Raw genomic sequence first — 18453 nt, 5'->3', positions numbered from 1 at the left:
AGTTTGACTATTGTTGAGATAGAAGCTCTGTATAACGAGCTGCATCTTCTGGAGACATCTTTGTAAAGATAGCTGAAAGTGTATCTGGCTTCATGTTCGACATAATTCTTAAGCTTTCGGTATCGCTCATTTGTACTAATATTGGTGCTGCTGTTTTCGCAGACATTTTTTCAAATGTAGTTAAAATTTCATTAAATTCTTTCTGAGATTCTTCTTGATTACTTTTTAATTTTTCGATTTCAAATTTCAATCGTTCTTGTTCAGCTAATAACTCTTCTTTTTCTGTTGCTGAAGAATCAATTTGTGATTGAAGTTCTGTAATTTGCAATTCTTTTTCTTGAATTTCAGCTTGTAACTCGACTACTTTTTGTTCGTTTAACGAGCTATTTTCAACAACTGTTTTCTCATCATCACTTGAGCCGATGAATGGAATTTTTTCAATTGCATCATCCGCCATTTTAAATACGTTGTACTCTGTTACTGTTGATAAAATTAATAAGAGCGCAATGATGAACATAAGTGGAATTAAAAATAAATAAAAAAACTTTTTGAAAAAACCTGGAGATTGTTCTTCCATCTCCATCTTTGTTTCTTCCATTTGGAGTTCTAGTTGTTCTTTTGTTTTTTTGGCCACGAAATCACCTGATTTCCTTTTTGTAATACGCTATTGTCGAAAGCTCGTCTAAAAGAGATGCTTCTATACGTAATTGATCTTCTTTAAATTGTTCGAAGTCATTTTCACGCATTTTTTCGTACTTACGTACTTCCAAGTTTTTTTCTAATAACTTTTCCTCGTGCCAATTCATTTTGGCACGTGCTTGCATTACTTTTTGTTGCACATCTTCAATTGTTTTTTCCATACTGTCGATAAATTTCGAGTAATGATTAATTTCGTCGATTGAAGAACCTATTGTTAATCGTTCTTGTTGATAGGCTATTAAATCTTCTTTTTTCTTTAATAAATCATAAAGTTTTGTCGCAATTTCCTCAAACACTCGAACAGATTCTTTAAAAGCAAGCTCTGTTTCTGTTTTTTCTTGTTCTTTTACGACTAAAATTTTTTCAAAGCGATACGTGTATTTGGTCATTACTTCGCACCACCATTCGATAATGTCTTAATTTCTTGAACGGTTTGTTCAATCGAAACCTTATCTTTAAATCCTTGTTTTAAAAATGAAGTAATAAGTGGTTCATAATGAATGGCTTCATCAATATCCTTTGATGTTCCACGTTTATAAGCACCAATATTTATTAAATCCTCAGACTTTGAATATGTATAATACAGCTCGCGTAAACGACTTGCTGCCTTGACATGCTCTGGCTCAGCAATATGATTCATCAAACGACTTACACTTTTCAACACATTTATCGCTGGATATTGACCTTTATTCGCAAGGTTTCTATCTAATACGATATGTCCATCTAGTATCCCTCGCACCGCATCTGCAATTGGTTCATTCATATCATCACCGTCAACTAGTACCGTATAGAATGCGGTAATTGTTCCATGAATGTTAGTACCAGAACGCTCTAGCAATGATGGTAATATCGCAAATACAGATGGGGTATATCCTCGTGTCGCTGGCGGTTCCCCGATGGCTAATCCAACTTCACGCTGCGCCATTGCAACGCGTGTTACAGAGTCCATCATGAGCATGACGTTTTTGCCATGATCTCGGAAATACTCAGCAATTGCGGTTGCAGTAAATGCAGCTTTGATACGCATCAATGCCGGTTGGTCACTTGTTGCCGCTACTACCACTGAACGACTTAACCCCTCAGGACCTAAATCACGTTCGATAAATTCCCGAACCTCACGCCCACGTTCACCAACTAGTGCAATAACGTTTATATCAGCCTTCGTATTACGTGCAATCATTCCGAGCAATGTACTTTTACCTACACCAGAACCTGCGAATATACCTACACGCTGACCACTACCTACTGTAAGCATCCCGTCAATCGCTTTTACACCTACCTCTAATTGCTCATCAATAGGAGGGCGATTTAGAGGGTTTGGTGGTTCTTTTTCTGTTTGAACCGAAGTTAATCCTTTTGGTAAAGATTGCCCATCAAAAGGGTTACCTAAAGCATCTAATACTTTTCCAATTAATTCTGGTCCAACCTTGACTTCAAGCGGTATTCCCGTCCCTTCCACAAGGCAACCAATTGAAATTTCTTTTAGCGAAGAATAAGGCATTAAAATTACAATTTCATCCTTAAATCCAACTACCTCCGCTAAAATAACTTGAGGACCATTTTTCGAAGTTTGTACATGGATTTTACAAACATCGCCGATTGAACTTTCCGGACCTTGAGACTCAATCATCAAACCGACTACTCTCGTCACTCTTCCATACTTTTTAAATGTATTAAGATTAGGAATTTGTTCAATTAATTGAGCCGTTTTCATCCGTATCATTCCTTACTTTCAATTAATTCGTATAATTGTCTACGTAGCTCCTGTAATTGCTCGTCTACAGATACAACAATTCGTCCATGATTTGTTTCGATATAGCTTTCCGTTTCTTGTAAGTCTTCATTAACGAAGATTAAGAACTGTACGTTTGGCGGGAACATTTCAGCTAATTCCGCTTGATTTTCTGTCAGAATTTTGTGATATTTCGGTGAAACATAGACTTTTATTTCTTTCATTTCTCGCGCTTCTTTTAGTGCACGTTCAATAATTGAAAGAAAGGCCTCATCGTCTCGTTCCAATTTGGTATTTAAAATACGTTCGGCTGATGTTAAGGCAAGCTCCAATAATACCGATTCTTGCGATTCAATATAGACAGCTGCATTTACTTGCGCATTACGCATTGTTTCATTTGCTGTAAGAATGGAATGCTGCATATTTGCGTTTGCTTTATGCACGCCGTCTTCATACCCTTGGGCAAAACCTGCATCATATGCTTCTTGTTGAAGGACGATTTTTTCTTCTTCCCACATTTGCTTTAATGCCTCTACTGCTTGCAATTGCTCATTGTGAAAATGATCAAATTGTCGCTTTTGTTGTTCAATTTCTTGTTCAGCTTGTAGCAACATCATTTGACGTTCTTGTTGAATCTCCTCTAACGTTAACTGAGGAGTATCGTCTACAAGCTCTTCTGCTGCTTCTCCATAATGGATGGGCTCAAAGAAACTATGTAGTTTAATTTCTACAATGGGTTTCTCTTCAGTTGATTGAGCATTCGTTGAACGGATGATTCTAGACAATTACGTCATCTCCTCCACCACGCGCAATAATAATTTCTCCTGCATCTTCTAGTCGACGGATAACCGCTACAATGCGAGTCTGAGCTTCCTCTACATCACGTAATCGAACAGGACCCATGATTTCCATTTCTTCGCGGAATGTTTCAGCCATACGTTGTGACATATTGCGGAAAATAATATCTTTTACTTCGTCTGAAGAAACCTTCATCGACAGTAATAGGTCTTCATTTTCACAATCACGAATAACTCGTTGAATTGAACGATTGTCCAGCGTAACAATATCTTCGAATACAAACATACGTTTTTTGATTTCTTCTGCAAGCTCTGGATCTTGAATTTCGAGTGCATCGAGAATCGTTTTTTCTGTTTGACGATCTACACCGTTTAATACTTCGACCACTGCATCTACACCGCCTGTTTCCGTGTAATCCTGCGTAACAGTAGACGACAATTTTCGCTCTAATACAGATTCGATTTCACTAATAACTTCTGGTGATGTTGACTCCATAATGGCGATACGTTTTGCGATATCTGCCTGTACTTCTTGTGGTAATGAAGAAAGAATAACCCCCGCTTGCCCTGGATCTAAATAAGATAGGATAAGAGCAATCGTTTGTGGATGTTCGTTTTGAATAAAATTGAAAATTTGTGACGGATCTGCTTTTCGTGCAAAATCAAATGGGCGCACCTGTAAAGATGATGTTAAACGATTTAAAATTGCTTGTGCTTGTTCAGCACCTAATGCTTTTTCTAGCACTGTTTTCGCATAACCAATACCACCTTGCGTGATATAATCTTGCGCTAATGCAATTTGGTGGAATTCTTCGATGATATCTTCCTTCACCGAAGCTTCCACTTTTTTTACACTTGAAATTTCAAGTGTTAGACGTTCAATTTCTTCTTCACTTAAATGCTTATAAACAGAAGCCGAAACTTCTGGCCCTAGAGAAATTAGCAGTAAAGCAGCCTTTTGCTTTCCTGATAAATCTTTATCTTTCTTGGACAAGAACCGAACCTCCTATTATTCTTCAGCAATCCAACTACGCAATAGCTTCGCAAAGTCATCTGGCTTTTCTTTCGCCATTTTTTCTAGTTGCTTACGGCGTACAGTCGCTTCCGTTTCTTTTTCTTCTGAAATATCTTCAACGTCAATTAATTGCTGTTGTTGTTCTAAAATATCTAGCTCTTCTTCCTCTTGCTTACGTTTACGCGCACGTAATACATAAAGCACTAATAATGCAATTGCTACTAATAAGATACCGCCAATAACCCATACCCACCAAGGAATAAATGATTCAGGTTCAGCATTTTCACCATTATTACCTTGGAATTGTTGTACTGATACAACGATTCGATTAGCAATTTCTTCATCTGTTAAGTCACCAGCAGAATCTTGATCGATTGATGTACGAACAATTGTTGATAAAATTTGTTCAATGTCTGTACGAATACTTGGATCAAACTCTTCTGCTGTGCCTGGGGGTTCAACCATTACTTGAATCCCTAAATCACGGATTTTATATGGGCTTTCTTGAATTTCACGTCGAATACGATTGACATCGTTGTTAATCGTTTCTTCTACACGTTCATAATCACCATCGCCTGTTGTACCTTCTTTGTAATCCACGAAATTATCTGTTGCGTTTTCAGCTTCTGGAGAACCAGCTGCTGCGGTACCACCAGAATATGTCTCTGTAATACGCTGTGCACTTATTTCAATCCCTGACATATTCTCTTCATCCACAGGTTTCACTAAGTTTTCTTCACGATTTTCTTTTTTAAAATCAATATCAGCCGAAACATTTACAACAACTTTGTCTTGACCAATTAATGTGCCTAGCATTTGTTGCACTTGGCGTTGAAGATCACGTTCGATTGTTTTTTTAACGCCCATTTGACCTTCTACAGTATTAATACCACTTCCGCCATTTTCAGCAGATTCTAAATCATAGTAATCACCGTATTGGTTGGAAATCTGAATATTTTCCTTTGTTAAGTTTGGAATACTCATTGCGACTAAATTAAATAGTCCTTTAATTTGATCATCTGTAAATTTATGACCTGGTGATGTTGTTAAAACAATTGCTGCTGTTGACTCACCTTGAGCATCCTTTAGAAATACGCCTTCATCTGGTAATGTAATGATTGTTTTTGCATCTTTTACACCATCAAATTTGCGTAATAGGTTTGTTAAGTCTGTTTCTATTGCCGCTTTTTTAATAACGTTGAATTCGTTATCTGTCATACCAAAACCAGCATTAGATGTGAAGAAAGATGTATCGATTTCTCCTGAGTCAGGATACCCTTGAGAAGCAAGAGATACCTGTAGGTCTTGCACTTGATTTTCAGGAACTAAAATCGTTGTTCCTCCATTTGTTACTTCATACTTAACTCCTTGAGAAGTAAGTACTTCTGTTATGCTTCCCACCTCTGCTTGAGACATTTCTGGGAAAAGTTGCACCATCGTTGTGCGGGTCGAAAAATATGTAATAGCAGCTGCAAGCGCAATAATCGCTACAGCAGCACCAATCATTGCACCTTTTTGGTTTTTAGTTCGACTCTGCCAAAAGGTAGTGGAGTCGCTTTTAATTTTTGTAAATCGTTCATTCATTATGAATCCTCCGGTTATAGTGAATGCCCAACAAGTAATTATTCGTTAAACAAAATAATTATACACTCATACGCATAATTTCTTGATAAGCTTCTACAGCTTTGTTACGAATTTCAATGGTTGTATTTAAAGTAACACTCGCCTTCTGAGCAGCAACCATTACTTCAAATAAATCAACATCTCCACCACTTATTAATTTTTGTGTCATCATATCTGATGTATTTTGGTACTCATTTACACTACTAATGGCTTCTTTTAAAGCGTCAGCAAACTGTTGTTGTGCATTCGCAGATGTTATTTTGTTATTCTGACTCACTTCATTCGTAGATTGTACAGGAGACATAAATGAAACTGCATTTATCGCCATTTAGTTATCACCCTTTCCCAATTTCAAGCGCTTTTGTTAACATGCTTTTGTTTGCATTAAATGCTGTAATATTTGCTTCATATGAACGTGTAGCTGATATTAAATCCACCATTTCTTTTAATAAGTCAACATTCGACATTTGAACATAACCATCTTCATTTGCATCTGGGTGTGTAGGGTCAAAAACTAATTTAAACGGTGTTTCTGTATCTTCTTTAATAGAAGTTACTTTCACGCCGTTCCCTACTCCAGCCTTTACCGTTTTCCCCATTGCCATGTTCAAAAAACTTGAAAATTGACCTTCATTTTCTTTTAATGTAATTGATTTTTTACGGTATGGCTCCCACTCACCATTTACTTGCTTTGCTCTTGTTGTATCAACATTGGCAATATTGGAGGAAATTACATCCATTCTTAAACGTTGTGCAGTTAATGCCGACGCAGTTGTATTCATACTATGAAAAATCGACAAAATTATCTACCTCCCTTTACTACCGTGTTTAATGTTGAAAATTTACTATTTAACCGCTCTATCAATGCATTATAGTAAATTGTATTTTCCGCCAATTTAGCTTGCTCTGCATCCATGTTTACAGCATTCCCATTTGGTCTTGTTCGGAAATTTTCGTTTGAGTATACACCGCTTGTTCCAATTTCAATTGAAAAATCATAATGTCTCGCATCCGTGCGATTTGCAGAAATAGAAGATTCTTTCGCTTCATTAAAAATATCTTGGAAACTTACTTCTTTTGTTTTGTAATTCGGTGTATCAACATTCGCTATATTTTGTGTTATCGCTTTATTTTTTAGCGTAGCATATGAAAGTCCATTTTCTAATTTGCTAATCGTACCACCAAATAAATTCAAATTTTTCACCTCATTTACTTTTGCCAATTCTTTAGTCACGACAACTTAATACTACAATTGTAATTATATTAATTTGGAGTGTCTATTGACTTTTGGCACTTTTTGATAGTCTTAATGAACTATTTTTTCGTTAATATACTTTGATTTAAACATAATATTGTATCGCTTTTCGTAATTTCACCCTTTTTTACCGACAATATTATCGGAAACTTCCATATAACAATAGAATATTACCACAAAACTCCTATTAACAATTACCCATACATGTAAATTACCCATACACAAATATGTATTCGATATGTGCATCTTTAGAATATAATAGCATTATTCATGTAATTATTGGGATTGTTCATTATTTTGTAACAAAACCTTCGACTCATATTTGTAAAGATTAATTTCCTAAAATAATATTTATTTGACTTGATGAAATAAAATCTTTTCAAGCCATGTATTTTATAATTATTTACATATAATGTAACCATTGCATTCCAGTTGATATTATATTCTCATAGGTTAATAAACTAATCCCTGTATCCATAAAAAAAGCGATAAAGTTATTACAACTTTATCGCTTCAATCCTATTATTTCATTTTAATTTCAGCTAAAGCTGTTAAAAATTTACCGTTTAATACTTTGATGTAAGTACCCTTCATGCCTAATGAACGTGACTCAATTACACCAGCAGATTCTAATTTGCGTAATGCGTTTACAATTACAGAACGTGTAATTCCTACGCGGTCAGCAATTTTAGATGCTACTAATAAGCCTTCGTGACCATCAAGCTCTTCAAAAATATGCTCGATCGCTTCTAATTCTGAGTATGATAATGAGTTAATTGCCATTTGTACAATAGCTTTTGAACGTGCTTCCTCTTCAATTTCTTCTGACTTTTCACGTAAAATTTCCATACCTACTACAGTTGCACCGTATTCAGCTAAAATTAAATCATCATCTTCAAATTGATCGCTAATACGAGCTAGCATCAATGTACCTAAACGATCACCACCACCGATAATTGGTACGATTGTTGTTAAACCTTTTTCAAATAAATCTTTATTTTCAACAGGGAATGCTGTATGTTCGTTGTTAATATCCAAGTTTGGAGAAGTCTCCGTAATGTTGAATAAATTCTGCGTATATTCTTCTGGGAATTGGCGTTCTTCAAACATTTTTTTAATGCGATCGTTTTCAATTTGTTGGTGAATTGAAATACCTAATAATTTACCTTTTCGGCTAACGATGAAAACGTTACTTTCGATAATATCACCTAATGTTTGAGCCATTTCTTTAAAGTTAACAGGCTTACCAGCTGAAGCTTGTAACATTGCATTGATTTTTCGTGTCTTTGCTAATAAATTCATTTTTATATTTCCTCCTACGGGCTAATTAATTCACTTAATATTCTAAAGGTTTTTACAATTTAAAGATACTATTTCAACTTACATTATAGGATAAATTGAGACAAATCTTTGTTTTTTACGATATTCGCTAATTTTTGATCGACATAGCTTGGTGTAATTTCGATATGCGCTGGTGCAATTTCAGAAGCCTCGTATGATAATTCTTCTAAAAGGCGTTCTAAAATCGTATGTAAACGACGTGCACCAATATTATCTGTTTCTTGGTTTACTTCTGTTGCGATTTCTGCAATACGCTCAATGGCCGCTTCCGTAAAGTCTATCGTTACACCTTCTGTTTCTAATAATGCTTTATATTGTAAAATTAACGATTGATCTGGTTCTTGTAAAATACGTACAAAATCCGCTTTCGTTAATTTCTCTAATTCAACACGAATCGGGAAACGCCCCTGTAATTCAGGAATTAAATCACTTGGCTTTGACATATGGAAAGCACCTGCTGCGATGAATAGCATAAAATCCGTTTTCACTGGTCCATATTTTGTCGTTACCGTAGAGCCTTCAACAATTGGTAAAATATCACGTTGCACGCCTTCACGCGATACTTCCGCAGAGGATGAACCTTTGCTTGCAATTTTATCGATTTCATCAATAAAAATAATACCCGCCTGTTCTGCACGGTGAATGGCTTCACTAGAAAGTGCATCTGTATCAATTAGCTTATTTGCCTCTTCTTGCGTTAAAATACGACGTGCATCTTTCACTTGCACTTTTCGTTTTTTTGTTTTTTTCGGCATCAAGTTCGATAACATGTCTTGCATACCATTTGCGCCGTCCATATTCATGCCAGGCATTGCATCAAATAGCGTTGGTGCATTTTCCGTCACTTCAATCGTTACCCATTGGTCTTCTAATTTTCCAGCTTGTAAGTCTTGCGCGATTTGAGCTCGACGGGAACGAATTTCAGGTTCCTCTTGCTGTGCCTGTTCTTCTTGTTGCCCCTTTTGTCCAAAGAACATTTCAAATGGATTTTGAGTAAGCGTTTCTTTTATTTTCGAAGGAACTAGCAATTTCACAAGCACTTCATTGGCATTGTGCTCAGCCTGTTCTTGTACCGCCACAGTCATTTCCTCTTTTACAAGTCGACGTGCTGCTTCCACTAAATCACGAACCATCGATTCAACGTCGCGTCCAACATAGCCTACTTCTGTAAATTTTGTCGCTTCGACCTTAATGAACGGTGCATTTGTTAGCTTGGCAATACGGCGCGCAATTTCAGTTTTCCCAACACCTGTAGGCCCAATCATTAAAATATTTTTTGGAATGACTTCACCTTTTAGTTCTTCACTTAATAACGAACGGCGATAGCGATTACGCAACGCAATTGCAACAGCGCGTTTTGCCGTTTCTTGCCCTACAATATGGCGGTTTAAATGCTCCGTAATTTGTTTTGGTGTTAAATTCGTCGTCATTATAATACCTCCAAGATAATATTATGATTCGTAAACACACAAATATCCGCTGCTGTTGTTAAAGCTGCTTGTGCAATTTCCTTTGCAGACAAATGATCTCCAGCATGTGTTTTTAACGCACGTCCAGCTGACAATGCATAATTGCCACCAGAACCAATCGCTAAAATTCCATCATCCGGCTCAATGACTTCACCTGTTCCAGAAACTAATAATAATGTTGTTTTATCCATCACTAACAACATCGCTTCTAATTGGCGTAGCATTTTATCGCCTCTCCATTGCTTTGCCACCTCAACAGCTGCACGTTGTAAGTTACCATTATATTCATTTAATTTCGCCTCAAACATTTCAAATAATGTGAAAGCATCTGCTACAGAACCAGCAAAGCCTGCAAGTACTTTACCATTAAACAGACGTCTGACCTTTTTTGCCGTATGCTTCATCACAACTTGATTGCCTAATGTTACTTGACCGTCGCCTGCCATCGCACATTCACCATTGTGATGAATGGCAAAAATCGTTGTTGCATGAATTTGTCCCATCCTATTTCCTCCTTAACTTATGCCCTCGGATGACTATTCATATACGTCTTTCGAAGAGCTTCCTTCGTTACATGAGTATAAATTTGAGTAGAAGATAAGTTCGCATGCCCGAGTAATTCTTGAACGGTACGCATATCTGCCCCATTATTTAATAAATGAGTTGCGAATGTATGTCGTAACATATGTGGATAAATCTTGGTATGCATGCTCGCATGTTCAATCATCTCGCTTAATATATAACGTACGCCACGTGCAGTAAGTTCGCCACCTCGCAAATTAACAAATACTTTTTGATGCTCATTCGTTTTCATTAATGTGGAACGAACATATAAATAACGCGTCAGTGCATCATGCGCAAATTGCCCAAACGGAATAATACGTTCTTTACGCCCCTTCCCCATTACGCGAATAATGCTATAGTGAAAATCAACATCTGATAGCTCTAAACCTACGCATTCACTAACACGCATCCCCGTTGCATAAAGTAGCTCCAAAAGCGCGATATTTCGAATTTGCTTCGGTTCGTCTCCTTGATTTTTCTCGAATAGCTGGGCTAGTTCTTCCTCATAAAAAAAGCTCGGTAATCGTTCTTCCTTTTTCGGATGATAAAGTGAACGAAACGGAGCATCATCAATATGCTGTTCACGATTTAAAAAACGAAAAAAAGAACGGATAGATGAGATCTTTCTTGAAATTGAAGTTCTCGCTTTTTGTTCATCATACAGTTTCGTAACGTATAGTCTTGCATGAATATAATCAACTTCGGCAATATCGGCAATGCCTTCTGATTGTAAAAATGTAAAGAAATTTTCAAGGTCGGACTGATACTCGCGCACGGTATGTAGAGAAAAGTTTTTTTCTAGTTGTACATAGCGAATAAATTGCTCGAGCGCTTCTTCCATTTGTACATTCATTGTACATGACCCCCTAATTACAGAAGTAATATTGAATCGTGTGATTTAAATCGAATCACATAAAAAACATACATATTGACACTATACTTATCGAGTAAAGATTTCAATCTGTTTTTACTTAAGTTATTCGCATTTCTTGTATCTTTCCAGATATTTAATGATATCTTCTTCGAAAAATATCATTTAGTAATATTTCCTAAGTAGTTAATCCCTTTTTTAGGACTACATGGTTGTGTATAATATGATTTATTTCGCTTAGGGAGACGCAGATTACAAAAAAATCTATATTATGGTGATGAACCACTTTTTCATTGTAATTTTAATAGTACTAATTAAAACATAAAAGCCCTTAAAGTATAACAGTCTTTAAGGGCTTTTCGCAATTAAATTACCTGAGTATTAATAAAATTCTGAATTGATTCTAACGCTCTTGTAGCGTGTTTTTCCGCGCGCTCCGGTTTCGATTTAATACGTTCACCAAGCTCTGGGAAAATACCGAAGTTAACATTCATTGGTTGGAAGTTTTTCGCATCAGTATGTGTAATATAACGTGCCATCGAACCAAGTGCCGTTTCGTGCGGGAAGTATAGAAGCTCTTGACCTAATGCCATACGAGCTGCGTTAATCCCTGCGATTAAACCACTCCCAGCAGATTCTACATAACCTTCAACACCTGTCATTTGACCAGCAAAGAATAGGTTTGGGCGTGCTTTTAATTGATACGTCTGCGCTAACACTTTCGGTGAGTTGATGAAAGTGTTACGATGCATAACACCATAACGAACGATTTCTAAGCTTTCTAAACCTGGAATCATCGAGAATACACGTTTTTGCTCTGGCCATTTTAAATGCGTTTGGAAGCCTACTAAGTTGTAAAGTGTACCTGCTGCATCATCTTGACGTAATTGAACGACCGCATATGGACGTTTGTCAGTTTTCGGATCTTCTAAACCAACTGGCTTCATCGGTCCAAATGTCATCGTTTTTTCACCACGCGCTGCCATAACCTCGATTGGCATACAGCCTTCGAAATACTTCTCTTTTTCGAATTCTTTTAATGGTGCACATTCTGCTTCAATTAACGCTAGGCGGAATGCATCGAATTCTTCCTTGTTCATTGGGCAGTTTAAGTATGCCGCTTCGCCTTTGTCATAACGAGACTTTAAATAAACTTTGTCCATGTCGATTGAATCTTTTTCGATAATTGGTGCTGCTGCATCGTAGAAGTATAAATACTCTTCGCCAGTTAGACCTTGAATTTTTTGCGCTAACGCTTCAGACGTTAATGGGCCTGTTGCAATAACTGTGATACCTTCTGGAATTTCCGTTACCTCTTCATTAATCACTTCGATTAATGGATGGTTTTTCACGTGCTCAGTTACATAGCCTGCAAACTCATGACGGTCGACCGCTAATGCACCACCTGCAGGTACAGAACAATTATCAGCCGCTGACATAATCACCGAATCTAGTTTACGCATTTCTTCTTTAATTACGCCAACTGCATTTGTGAGGCCGTTTGCACGTAATGAGTTCGAGCATACTAGCTCTGCAAATTTATCAGTATGGTGGGCTGGTGTCTGTTTTACTGGGCGCATTTCATAAAGGCGAACATTCACGCCGCGCTTTGCGATTTGCCAAGCTGCCTCAGATCCCGCAAGACCTGCACCAATTACATTTACTACTGGTTGTGTCATTGTTATTACCTCAAATCTTATTGTGATGGTGTTTCTTCATAGTCACATTCACTGTTTGTACATTGAATTTGAACACCTTTTTTCAATTTCTTCTCAACTAATAATGCACTACATTTCGGACATGGTCTACTTATTGGCTTATCCCATGATACGAAGTCACATTCTGGGTAGCGATTGCAACCGTAGAAAATACGTTTTGTTTTTGACTTACGCTCTACGATTTCGCCTTCCTTACATGTTGGGCATTGTACACCAATTGGTTTGACGATTGCTTTTGTATTACGGCAATCTGGGAAGTTTGAACATGCCATAAACTTACCATAGCGCCCTAGTTTAAATACCATTGGCGCGCCACATTTTTCACAATCTTCTCCGGCTGGCTCGTCTTTAATTTCAATTTTTTCCATTGCTTCATCGGCATATTTCACGCGTGGTTCAAAGTCTTTATAAAATTCGTCGATGACATTGACCCATTGTGTAATGCCTTCTTCGATTTCATCTAAGTTTTGCTCCATTTGAGCTGTGAATTCAATGTTAATGATTTCCGGGAAAAATTCTAATGTTGCCTGATGAACAATTTCACCAAGCTCAGTCGGTACAAAGCGTTTTGCATCTAGCTGTACATAGCCTCGTTTTTGAATTGTATCAAGCGTTGGTGCATACGTTGATGGACGGCCTATACCTAGCTCTTCAAGCGTTTTTACTAATCGAGCCTCTGAATAGCGTGGTGGCGGCTGTGTGAAATGCTGCTTCGGTTCGATTTCAAGTGATTTCACTTTATCGCCAACTTCCATTTCCGGTAACAGCTTGTTCGTTTCCTCTGTTTGATCGTCAGTTCCTTCAATATAAAGCTTCATGAACCCTGCAAATTTCACTTGTGAACCATTTGCTCGGAACATCACATCATTGTTTTGCAAGTCTACCGTTACCGTATCTAAAATTGCCGGTGCCATTTGACTGGCAACAAAGCGCTCCCAAATAAGACGGTATAAGCGTAATTGGTCACGACTTAACACCGCTTTTAACTCTTCTGGTGTACGCATCGCACTAGTTGGACGAATCGCTTCGTGGGCATCTTGGGCATTCGCTTTTGCCTTTACTTGCTTTTGCTCTTGGGCTATAAAGTCTTTACCGTATTTGCCTTCAATATAAGAAATAGCCTCTGCTTTGGCTGAATCAGAAATACGTGTTGAATCAGTACGCATATACGTAATTAACCCGACCGCGCCTTCTTTTTTGCTCAGCTCGATCCCTTCGTATAACTGTTGGGCAAGCATCATCGTCTTTTTAGCACGGAAATTTAATTTACGTGCAGCCTCTTGTTGTAAAGAAGAAGTTGTAAAGGCAGGTGCCGCATTTCGTTTACGCTCCTTTTTCACAACATTCATCACTTCAAAGTCAGAACCTTTAACGTTTTTCAGTACTTTCGTTACTTGTTCTTCATTTGTTAACTTCACTTTTTCCTTGCCATCGCCATAATAAAAGGCTTCAAATTCCTTTTTACCTTTCTCAAACGATGCTTCGATTGACCAGTATTCTTCTGGTTCAAAACTTTTAATTTCATTTTCACGATCAATAATTAATCGCAATGAGACCGATTGCACACGACCCGCTGATAAACCTTTTTTTACTTTTTTCCAAAGAATCGGACTAATGTTATAACCAACTAAACGGTCTAAAATACGACGTGCTTGTTGCGCATCAACTAAATCCATATTAATCGGACGTGGATGCTTAAAGCTTTCTAATATCGCTTCTTTAGTAATCTCATTGAATACTACGCGGCAATCTGAATGAATATCAACGTTTAACGCATTCGCTAAATGCCAAGCGATTGCCTCCCCTTCACGGTCGGGGTCGGCTGCGAGATAGATTTTCTTCACTTTTTTGGCTGCTGTTTTTAATTCTTGTAACACAGGGCCTTTCCCGCGAATCGTAATATATTTTGGTTCATAGTTGTTTTCAGTATCAATTCCCATTTGACTGCGTGGTAAATCCCGCACATGCCCGATTGATGCTTTTACTTTATATTTTTTTCCTAAATAGCGTTCAATAGTTTTCGCCTTCGCAGGTGATTCTACAATTACTAAATAATCTGCCATCTGTTTTCCTCCTTATAGAGGTTTGTTATTTTCTTAAATTCATTCTAAATGAATTTGTCAATGTTTTTCAAAGCTTTTCCTGTTGCAAAATGTATAACAGATTGGCGGAGAATGCAACTTTTTTTCAACGAAAATTTGAAAACATTTGCAATTCAGCTAACATTTGATGTCCATCCCACACAGGAATGGCGCCTTCTTTTATTAATTTATTTGTCCCTTTTGACAGTTCACTAAATATATTTCCCGGCACCACAAATACATCCTTCCCCTGCTCAAGGGCTAGCTCTGTCGTGATTAAAGTACCACTTTTTAATTTTGCTTCTGTCACAAGTAATGCTTCACTTAAGCCACTTATTATACGGTTGCGTGCAGGAAAATGCCATTTTTGCACGCCCACATATGGTGGATATTCAGTAATCACAAGCTGATGTTCCGTCATGTAACGATGTAGTTCATCATTTTCTTTTGGATAGCTATGGAATAATCCATGTCCTAATACACCAATCGTGTTGCCACCATATCGTATTGCCGCTTCATGAGCTAGTCGGTCTGCCCCTTTCGCAAGACCACTAACAACAACAAATTTTTGTTGAATAAGTGGGGGTATCAGTAATTTTAACGCATTTTCACTATAGTTCGTTGCAATTCTCGAACCAATTACCGCCATCATACGCGGCTCTTGTAATAACGAAATATTTCCTTTTGCATAAATAACCGCTGGCGGATCAAACACTTCCTTTAATCGTAGTGGATAGAATTTACTTGTATATGGAATCGCATAAATTTGATGTTTTTCGTAATATTGTTGCAATAATGTCGCCTGCATTTTATCGTATAGCTCAATCATTGATGCCGCAGTAGACTGTTTGATATTTAAATGCATCGCTAAAATAGTCGGTGATAAGTTACGTAACTCATCTAAATCACTAATAAGCGTCAACAAATGTTGGATTTTTTGCCAGGGTAGAGGATGAATGTAATGAAGCCTTAATAATTTTTCGTCCATAGAATTTGTCATATTAAACACTCCTTATTTAAATAGAAGAAATTTAAATGACCGCTCTTTTGAATGGGGAAGTTTTGTAAGCAAATTTCGACAAAATAGATATTTTCATAGAAAAAGATGTAGCGAGGCGTTCGCTACATCTTTTATTTTAATGTGTCTTACAAACTTCGTATAGACCTTTTTCTTTAATAACTTTAATTAATGTTTCTCCAATAACAGAAGGCGTTGGCGCAACTTCAATGCCAGCTTCGTTCATTGCTTTGATTTTTTCAGCTGCTGTACCTTTACCACCCGAAATAATCGCACCTGCGTGACCCATACGCTTACCTGGAGGCGCTGTTTGACCACCAATGAAGCCAACTACTGGTTTTGTCATGTTTGTTTGAATCCATTCAGCAGCTTCTTCCTCAGCTGTTCCACCGATTTCACCAATCATAACTACTGCATATGTTTCAGGGTCTTCATTGAATGCTTTTAAGCAGTCGATAAAGTTTGTACCGTTTACTGGGTCTCCCCCGATACCTACCGCTGTTGTTTGACCAATTCCTGCTTGTGACAGTTGGTGTACAGCTTCATAAGTTAATGTACCAGAACGTGATACAACCCCTACGTGACCTTTTGTGTGAATATAGCCTGGCATAATACCAATTTTACATTCATCAGCCGTAATTACACCTGGGCAGTTTGGTCCAACTAAACGTGTTTTCTTCCCTTCCATATAACGTTTTACTTTTACCATATCCAGCACTGGAATATGCTCTGTAATACAAATTGTCATATCTAAACCAGCATCTACTGCTTCTACAATCGCGTCCGCTGCAAAAGGTGCTGGTACATAAATAACCGATACATTGGCACCTGTTGCTTTTACTGCTTCTTCTACTGTGTTGAATACTGGAACACCTTCAATTTCAAGGCCACCCTTACCTGGCGTTACCCCTGCAACGATTTTTGTACCGTATTCAAGCATTTGTTTTGTATGGAATAGGGCTGTTTCCCCTGTAATCCCTTGTACGATTACTTTTGTCTCTTTGTTAATGAACACGCTCATGCCATAACCCCGCCTTCAGCCTCGACTAATTTTACGATTTTTTGTGCACCGTCAGCCATTGAATCTGCTGCAACAATGTTTAAGCCAGATTCATTTAATAATTTTTTACCTAAGTCTACGTTTGTTCCTTCTAAACGAACGACTAATGGCACAGCTAAGCCGACCTCTTTCGCAGCGGTAATAACACCTTTTGCGATGATGTCACATTTCATAATACCACCGAAAATGTTAACGAAAATCCCTTTAACATTTTTGTCTGATAAAATAATTTTAAATGCTTCAGTTACTTTTTCAGCTGTAGCACCGCCCCCAACGTCAAGGAAGTTAGCCGGTGAACCGCCATAATAACTAATCGTATCCATTGTTGCCATCGCAAGACCTGCACCATTAACCATACAGCCAATATTTCCGTCTAATGAAATATAGCTTAAGTCATATTTTGAGGCTTCGATCTCTTTTGAATCTTCTTCATCGAAGTCGCGTAATTCGACGATATCTTTTTGACGATACAATGCATTTGAGTCGAAGTTGAATTTTGCATCTAATGCAACTACTTGATCATCACCTGTTACTACTAACGGGTTAATTTCTACAGTTGATGCATCTTTGTCAATAAACGCTTTGTAAATTCCAAGCATTAGCGCAACTGCTTTGTTCACTAATTTTGAAGGAATATTCATACTAAATGCCATGCGACGCGCTTGGAAGGCATTCAGACCTGTTACTGGGTCAATCACTTCTTTGAAGATTTTTTCAGGGTTTGACTCTGCTACTTCTTCAATATCCATTCCGCCTTCTTCTGAGCCCATCATTACTACTCGAGAAGTGGCACGGTCAAGTACTAAACTTAAGTAATACTCTTTTTTAATATCTGAGCCTTCCTCTATATAAAGACGCTTTACTTCTTTGCCATCTGGACCTGTTTGGTGTGTTACTAAAATTTTCCCTAGTAATTCTTTTGCATAAGAACGCACTTCATCTAAATTCTTTGCGATTTTTACACCGCCAGCTTTACCACGTCCACCTGCATGGATTTGCGCTTTAACAACCGTTACATTTGCACCAAGTTCCTTTGCTACTTTAACCGCTTCTTCAGGTGAAAACGCTACACTCCCTTTTGGAACAGCTACACCGTATTTTCTTAAAATCTCTTTCCCTTGATACTCATGGATATTCATGATACATCCTCCCATCGGACATTTGGAAATTATTCTACTAACATAATCTATTTTATACAATAATTCTGATA

At 37.5% G+C, this 18453-nt stretch carries 18 protein-coding genes; all 18 read right to left on the bottom strand.

Annotated elements, in window-relative coordinates:
- Positions 1–7 precede the first annotated feature (7 nt).
- Positions 8–634, bottom strand: a complete 627-nt coding sequence (locus LZ480_RS03455; protein ID WP_241367983.1) for a MotE family protein — start codon at positions 632–634, stop codon at positions 8–10.
- 4 nt (positions 635–638) lie between these two features.
- Positions 639–1088: a flagellar export protein FliJ gene (gene fliJ / locus LZ480_RS03450; protein ID WP_241367982.1), complete on the bottom strand. Its 450-nt coding sequence runs from the start codon at positions 1086–1088 to the stop codon at positions 639–641.
- Positions 1088–2413: a flagellar protein export ATPase FliI gene (fliI, locus tag LZ480_RS03445; RefSeq protein WP_241367981.1), complete on the bottom strand. Its 1326-nt coding sequence runs from the start codon at positions 2411–2413 to the stop codon at positions 1088–1090. The genes fliJ and fliI overlap by 1 nt, the downstream gene beginning before the upstream one ends.
- Before the next feature lie 5 nt (positions 2414–2418).
- On the bottom strand, positions 2419–3216 hold the full coding sequence (fliH, locus tag LZ480_RS03440) for a flagellar assembly protein FliH (protein WP_241367980.1): 798 nt from the start codon (positions 3214–3216) through the stop codon (positions 2419–2421).
- On the bottom strand, positions 3209–4222 hold the full coding sequence (gene fliG / locus LZ480_RS03435) for a flagellar motor switch protein FliG (protein ID WP_241367979.1): 1014 nt from the start codon (positions 4220–4222) through the stop codon (positions 3209–3211). The genes fliH and fliG overlap by 8 nt, the downstream gene beginning before the upstream one ends.
- 15 nt (positions 4223–4237) lie before the next feature.
- Positions 4238–5827, bottom strand: coding sequence for a flagellar basal-body MS-ring/collar protein FliF (gene fliF, locus LZ480_RS03430; RefSeq protein ID WP_241367978.1), 1590 nt, complete (start codon positions 5825–5827; stop codon positions 4238–4240).
- Between the two features lie 58 nt (positions 5828–5885).
- Entirely contained in the window at positions 5886–6194 is a 309-nt protein-coding gene (gene fliE / locus LZ480_RS03425) for a flagellar hook-basal body complex protein FliE (RefSeq protein ID WP_241367977.1), read from the bottom strand.
- Positions 6195–6201: 7 nt separating this feature from the next.
- Positions 6202–6666, bottom strand: coding sequence for a flagellar basal body rod protein FlgC (flgC, locus tag LZ480_RS03420; protein ID WP_241367976.1), 465 nt, complete (start codon positions 6664–6666; stop codon positions 6202–6204).
- A gap of 2 nt (positions 6667–6668) precedes the next feature.
- Positions 6669–7061, bottom strand: a complete 393-nt coding sequence (gene flgB, locus LZ480_RS03415) for a flagellar basal body rod protein FlgB (protein ID WP_241367975.1) — start codon at positions 7059–7061, stop codon at positions 6669–6671.
- A gap of 582 nt (positions 7062–7643) precedes the next feature.
- The gene (codY, locus tag LZ480_RS03410) at positions 7644–8423 is read right to left on the bottom strand and encodes a GTP-sensing pleiotropic transcriptional regulator CodY (protein ID WP_241367974.1); all 780 of its coding nucleotides are present in this window, start codon (positions 8421–8423) and stop codon (positions 7644–7646) included.
- 83 nt (positions 8424–8506) lie between these two features.
- Entirely contained in the window at positions 8507–9895 is a 1389-nt protein-coding gene (hslU, locus tag LZ480_RS03405) for an ATP-dependent protease ATPase subunit HslU (RefSeq protein ID WP_332844017.1), read from the bottom strand.
- Positions 9892–10434: an ATP-dependent protease subunit HslV gene (gene hslV, locus LZ480_RS03400; RefSeq protein ID WP_241367972.1), complete on the bottom strand. Its 543-nt coding sequence runs from the start codon at positions 10432–10434 to the stop codon at positions 9892–9894. Before hslV ends, hslU begins: the two co-directional genes overlap by 4 nt.
- 17 nt (positions 10435–10451) lie before the next feature.
- Complete coding sequence (gene xerC / locus LZ480_RS03395) at positions 10452–11348, bottom strand: tyrosine recombinase XerC (protein ID WP_241367971.1); 897 nt, start codon at positions 11346–11348, stop codon at positions 10452–10454.
- A 383-nt stretch (positions 11349–11731) separates the two neighbouring features.
- Complete coding sequence (gene trmFO / locus LZ480_RS03390) at positions 11732–13045, bottom strand: FADH(2)-oxidizing methylenetetrahydrofolate--tRNA-(uracil(54)-C(5))-methyltransferase TrmFO (RefSeq protein WP_241367970.1); 1314 nt, start codon at positions 13043–13045, stop codon at positions 11732–11734.
- Between the two features lie 17 nt (positions 13046–13062).
- Complete coding sequence (gene topA / locus LZ480_RS03385) at positions 13063–15147, bottom strand: type I DNA topoisomerase (protein ID WP_241367969.1); 2085 nt, start codon at positions 15145–15147, stop codon at positions 13063–13065.
- 124 nt (positions 15148–15271) lie between these two features.
- On the bottom strand, positions 15272–16165 hold the full coding sequence (dprA, locus tag LZ480_RS03380) for a DNA-processing protein DprA (protein ID WP_241367968.1): 894 nt from the start codon (positions 16163–16165) through the stop codon (positions 15272–15274).
- Between the two features lie 136 nt (positions 16166–16301).
- On the bottom strand, positions 16302–17204 hold the full coding sequence (gene sucD / locus LZ480_RS03375; RefSeq protein ID WP_241367967.1) for a succinate--CoA ligase subunit alpha: 903 nt from the start codon (positions 17202–17204) through the stop codon (positions 16302–16304).
- A complete protein-coding gene (gene sucC / locus LZ480_RS03370; protein WP_241367966.1) occupies positions 17201–18382 on the bottom strand; it encodes an ADP-forming succinate--CoA ligase subunit beta in 1182 nt (393 codons plus the stop codon). The genes sucD and sucC overlap by 4 nt, the downstream gene beginning before the upstream one ends.
- Positions 18383–18453 lie beyond the last annotated feature (71 nt).

It is taken from the genome of Solibacillus palustris (assembly GCF_022549215.1).
GTDB lineage: Bacteria > Bacillota > Bacilli > Bacillales_A > Planococcaceae > Solibacillus > Solibacillus daqui.
This window is presented reverse-complemented; position numbering and strand designations above follow the sequence as displayed.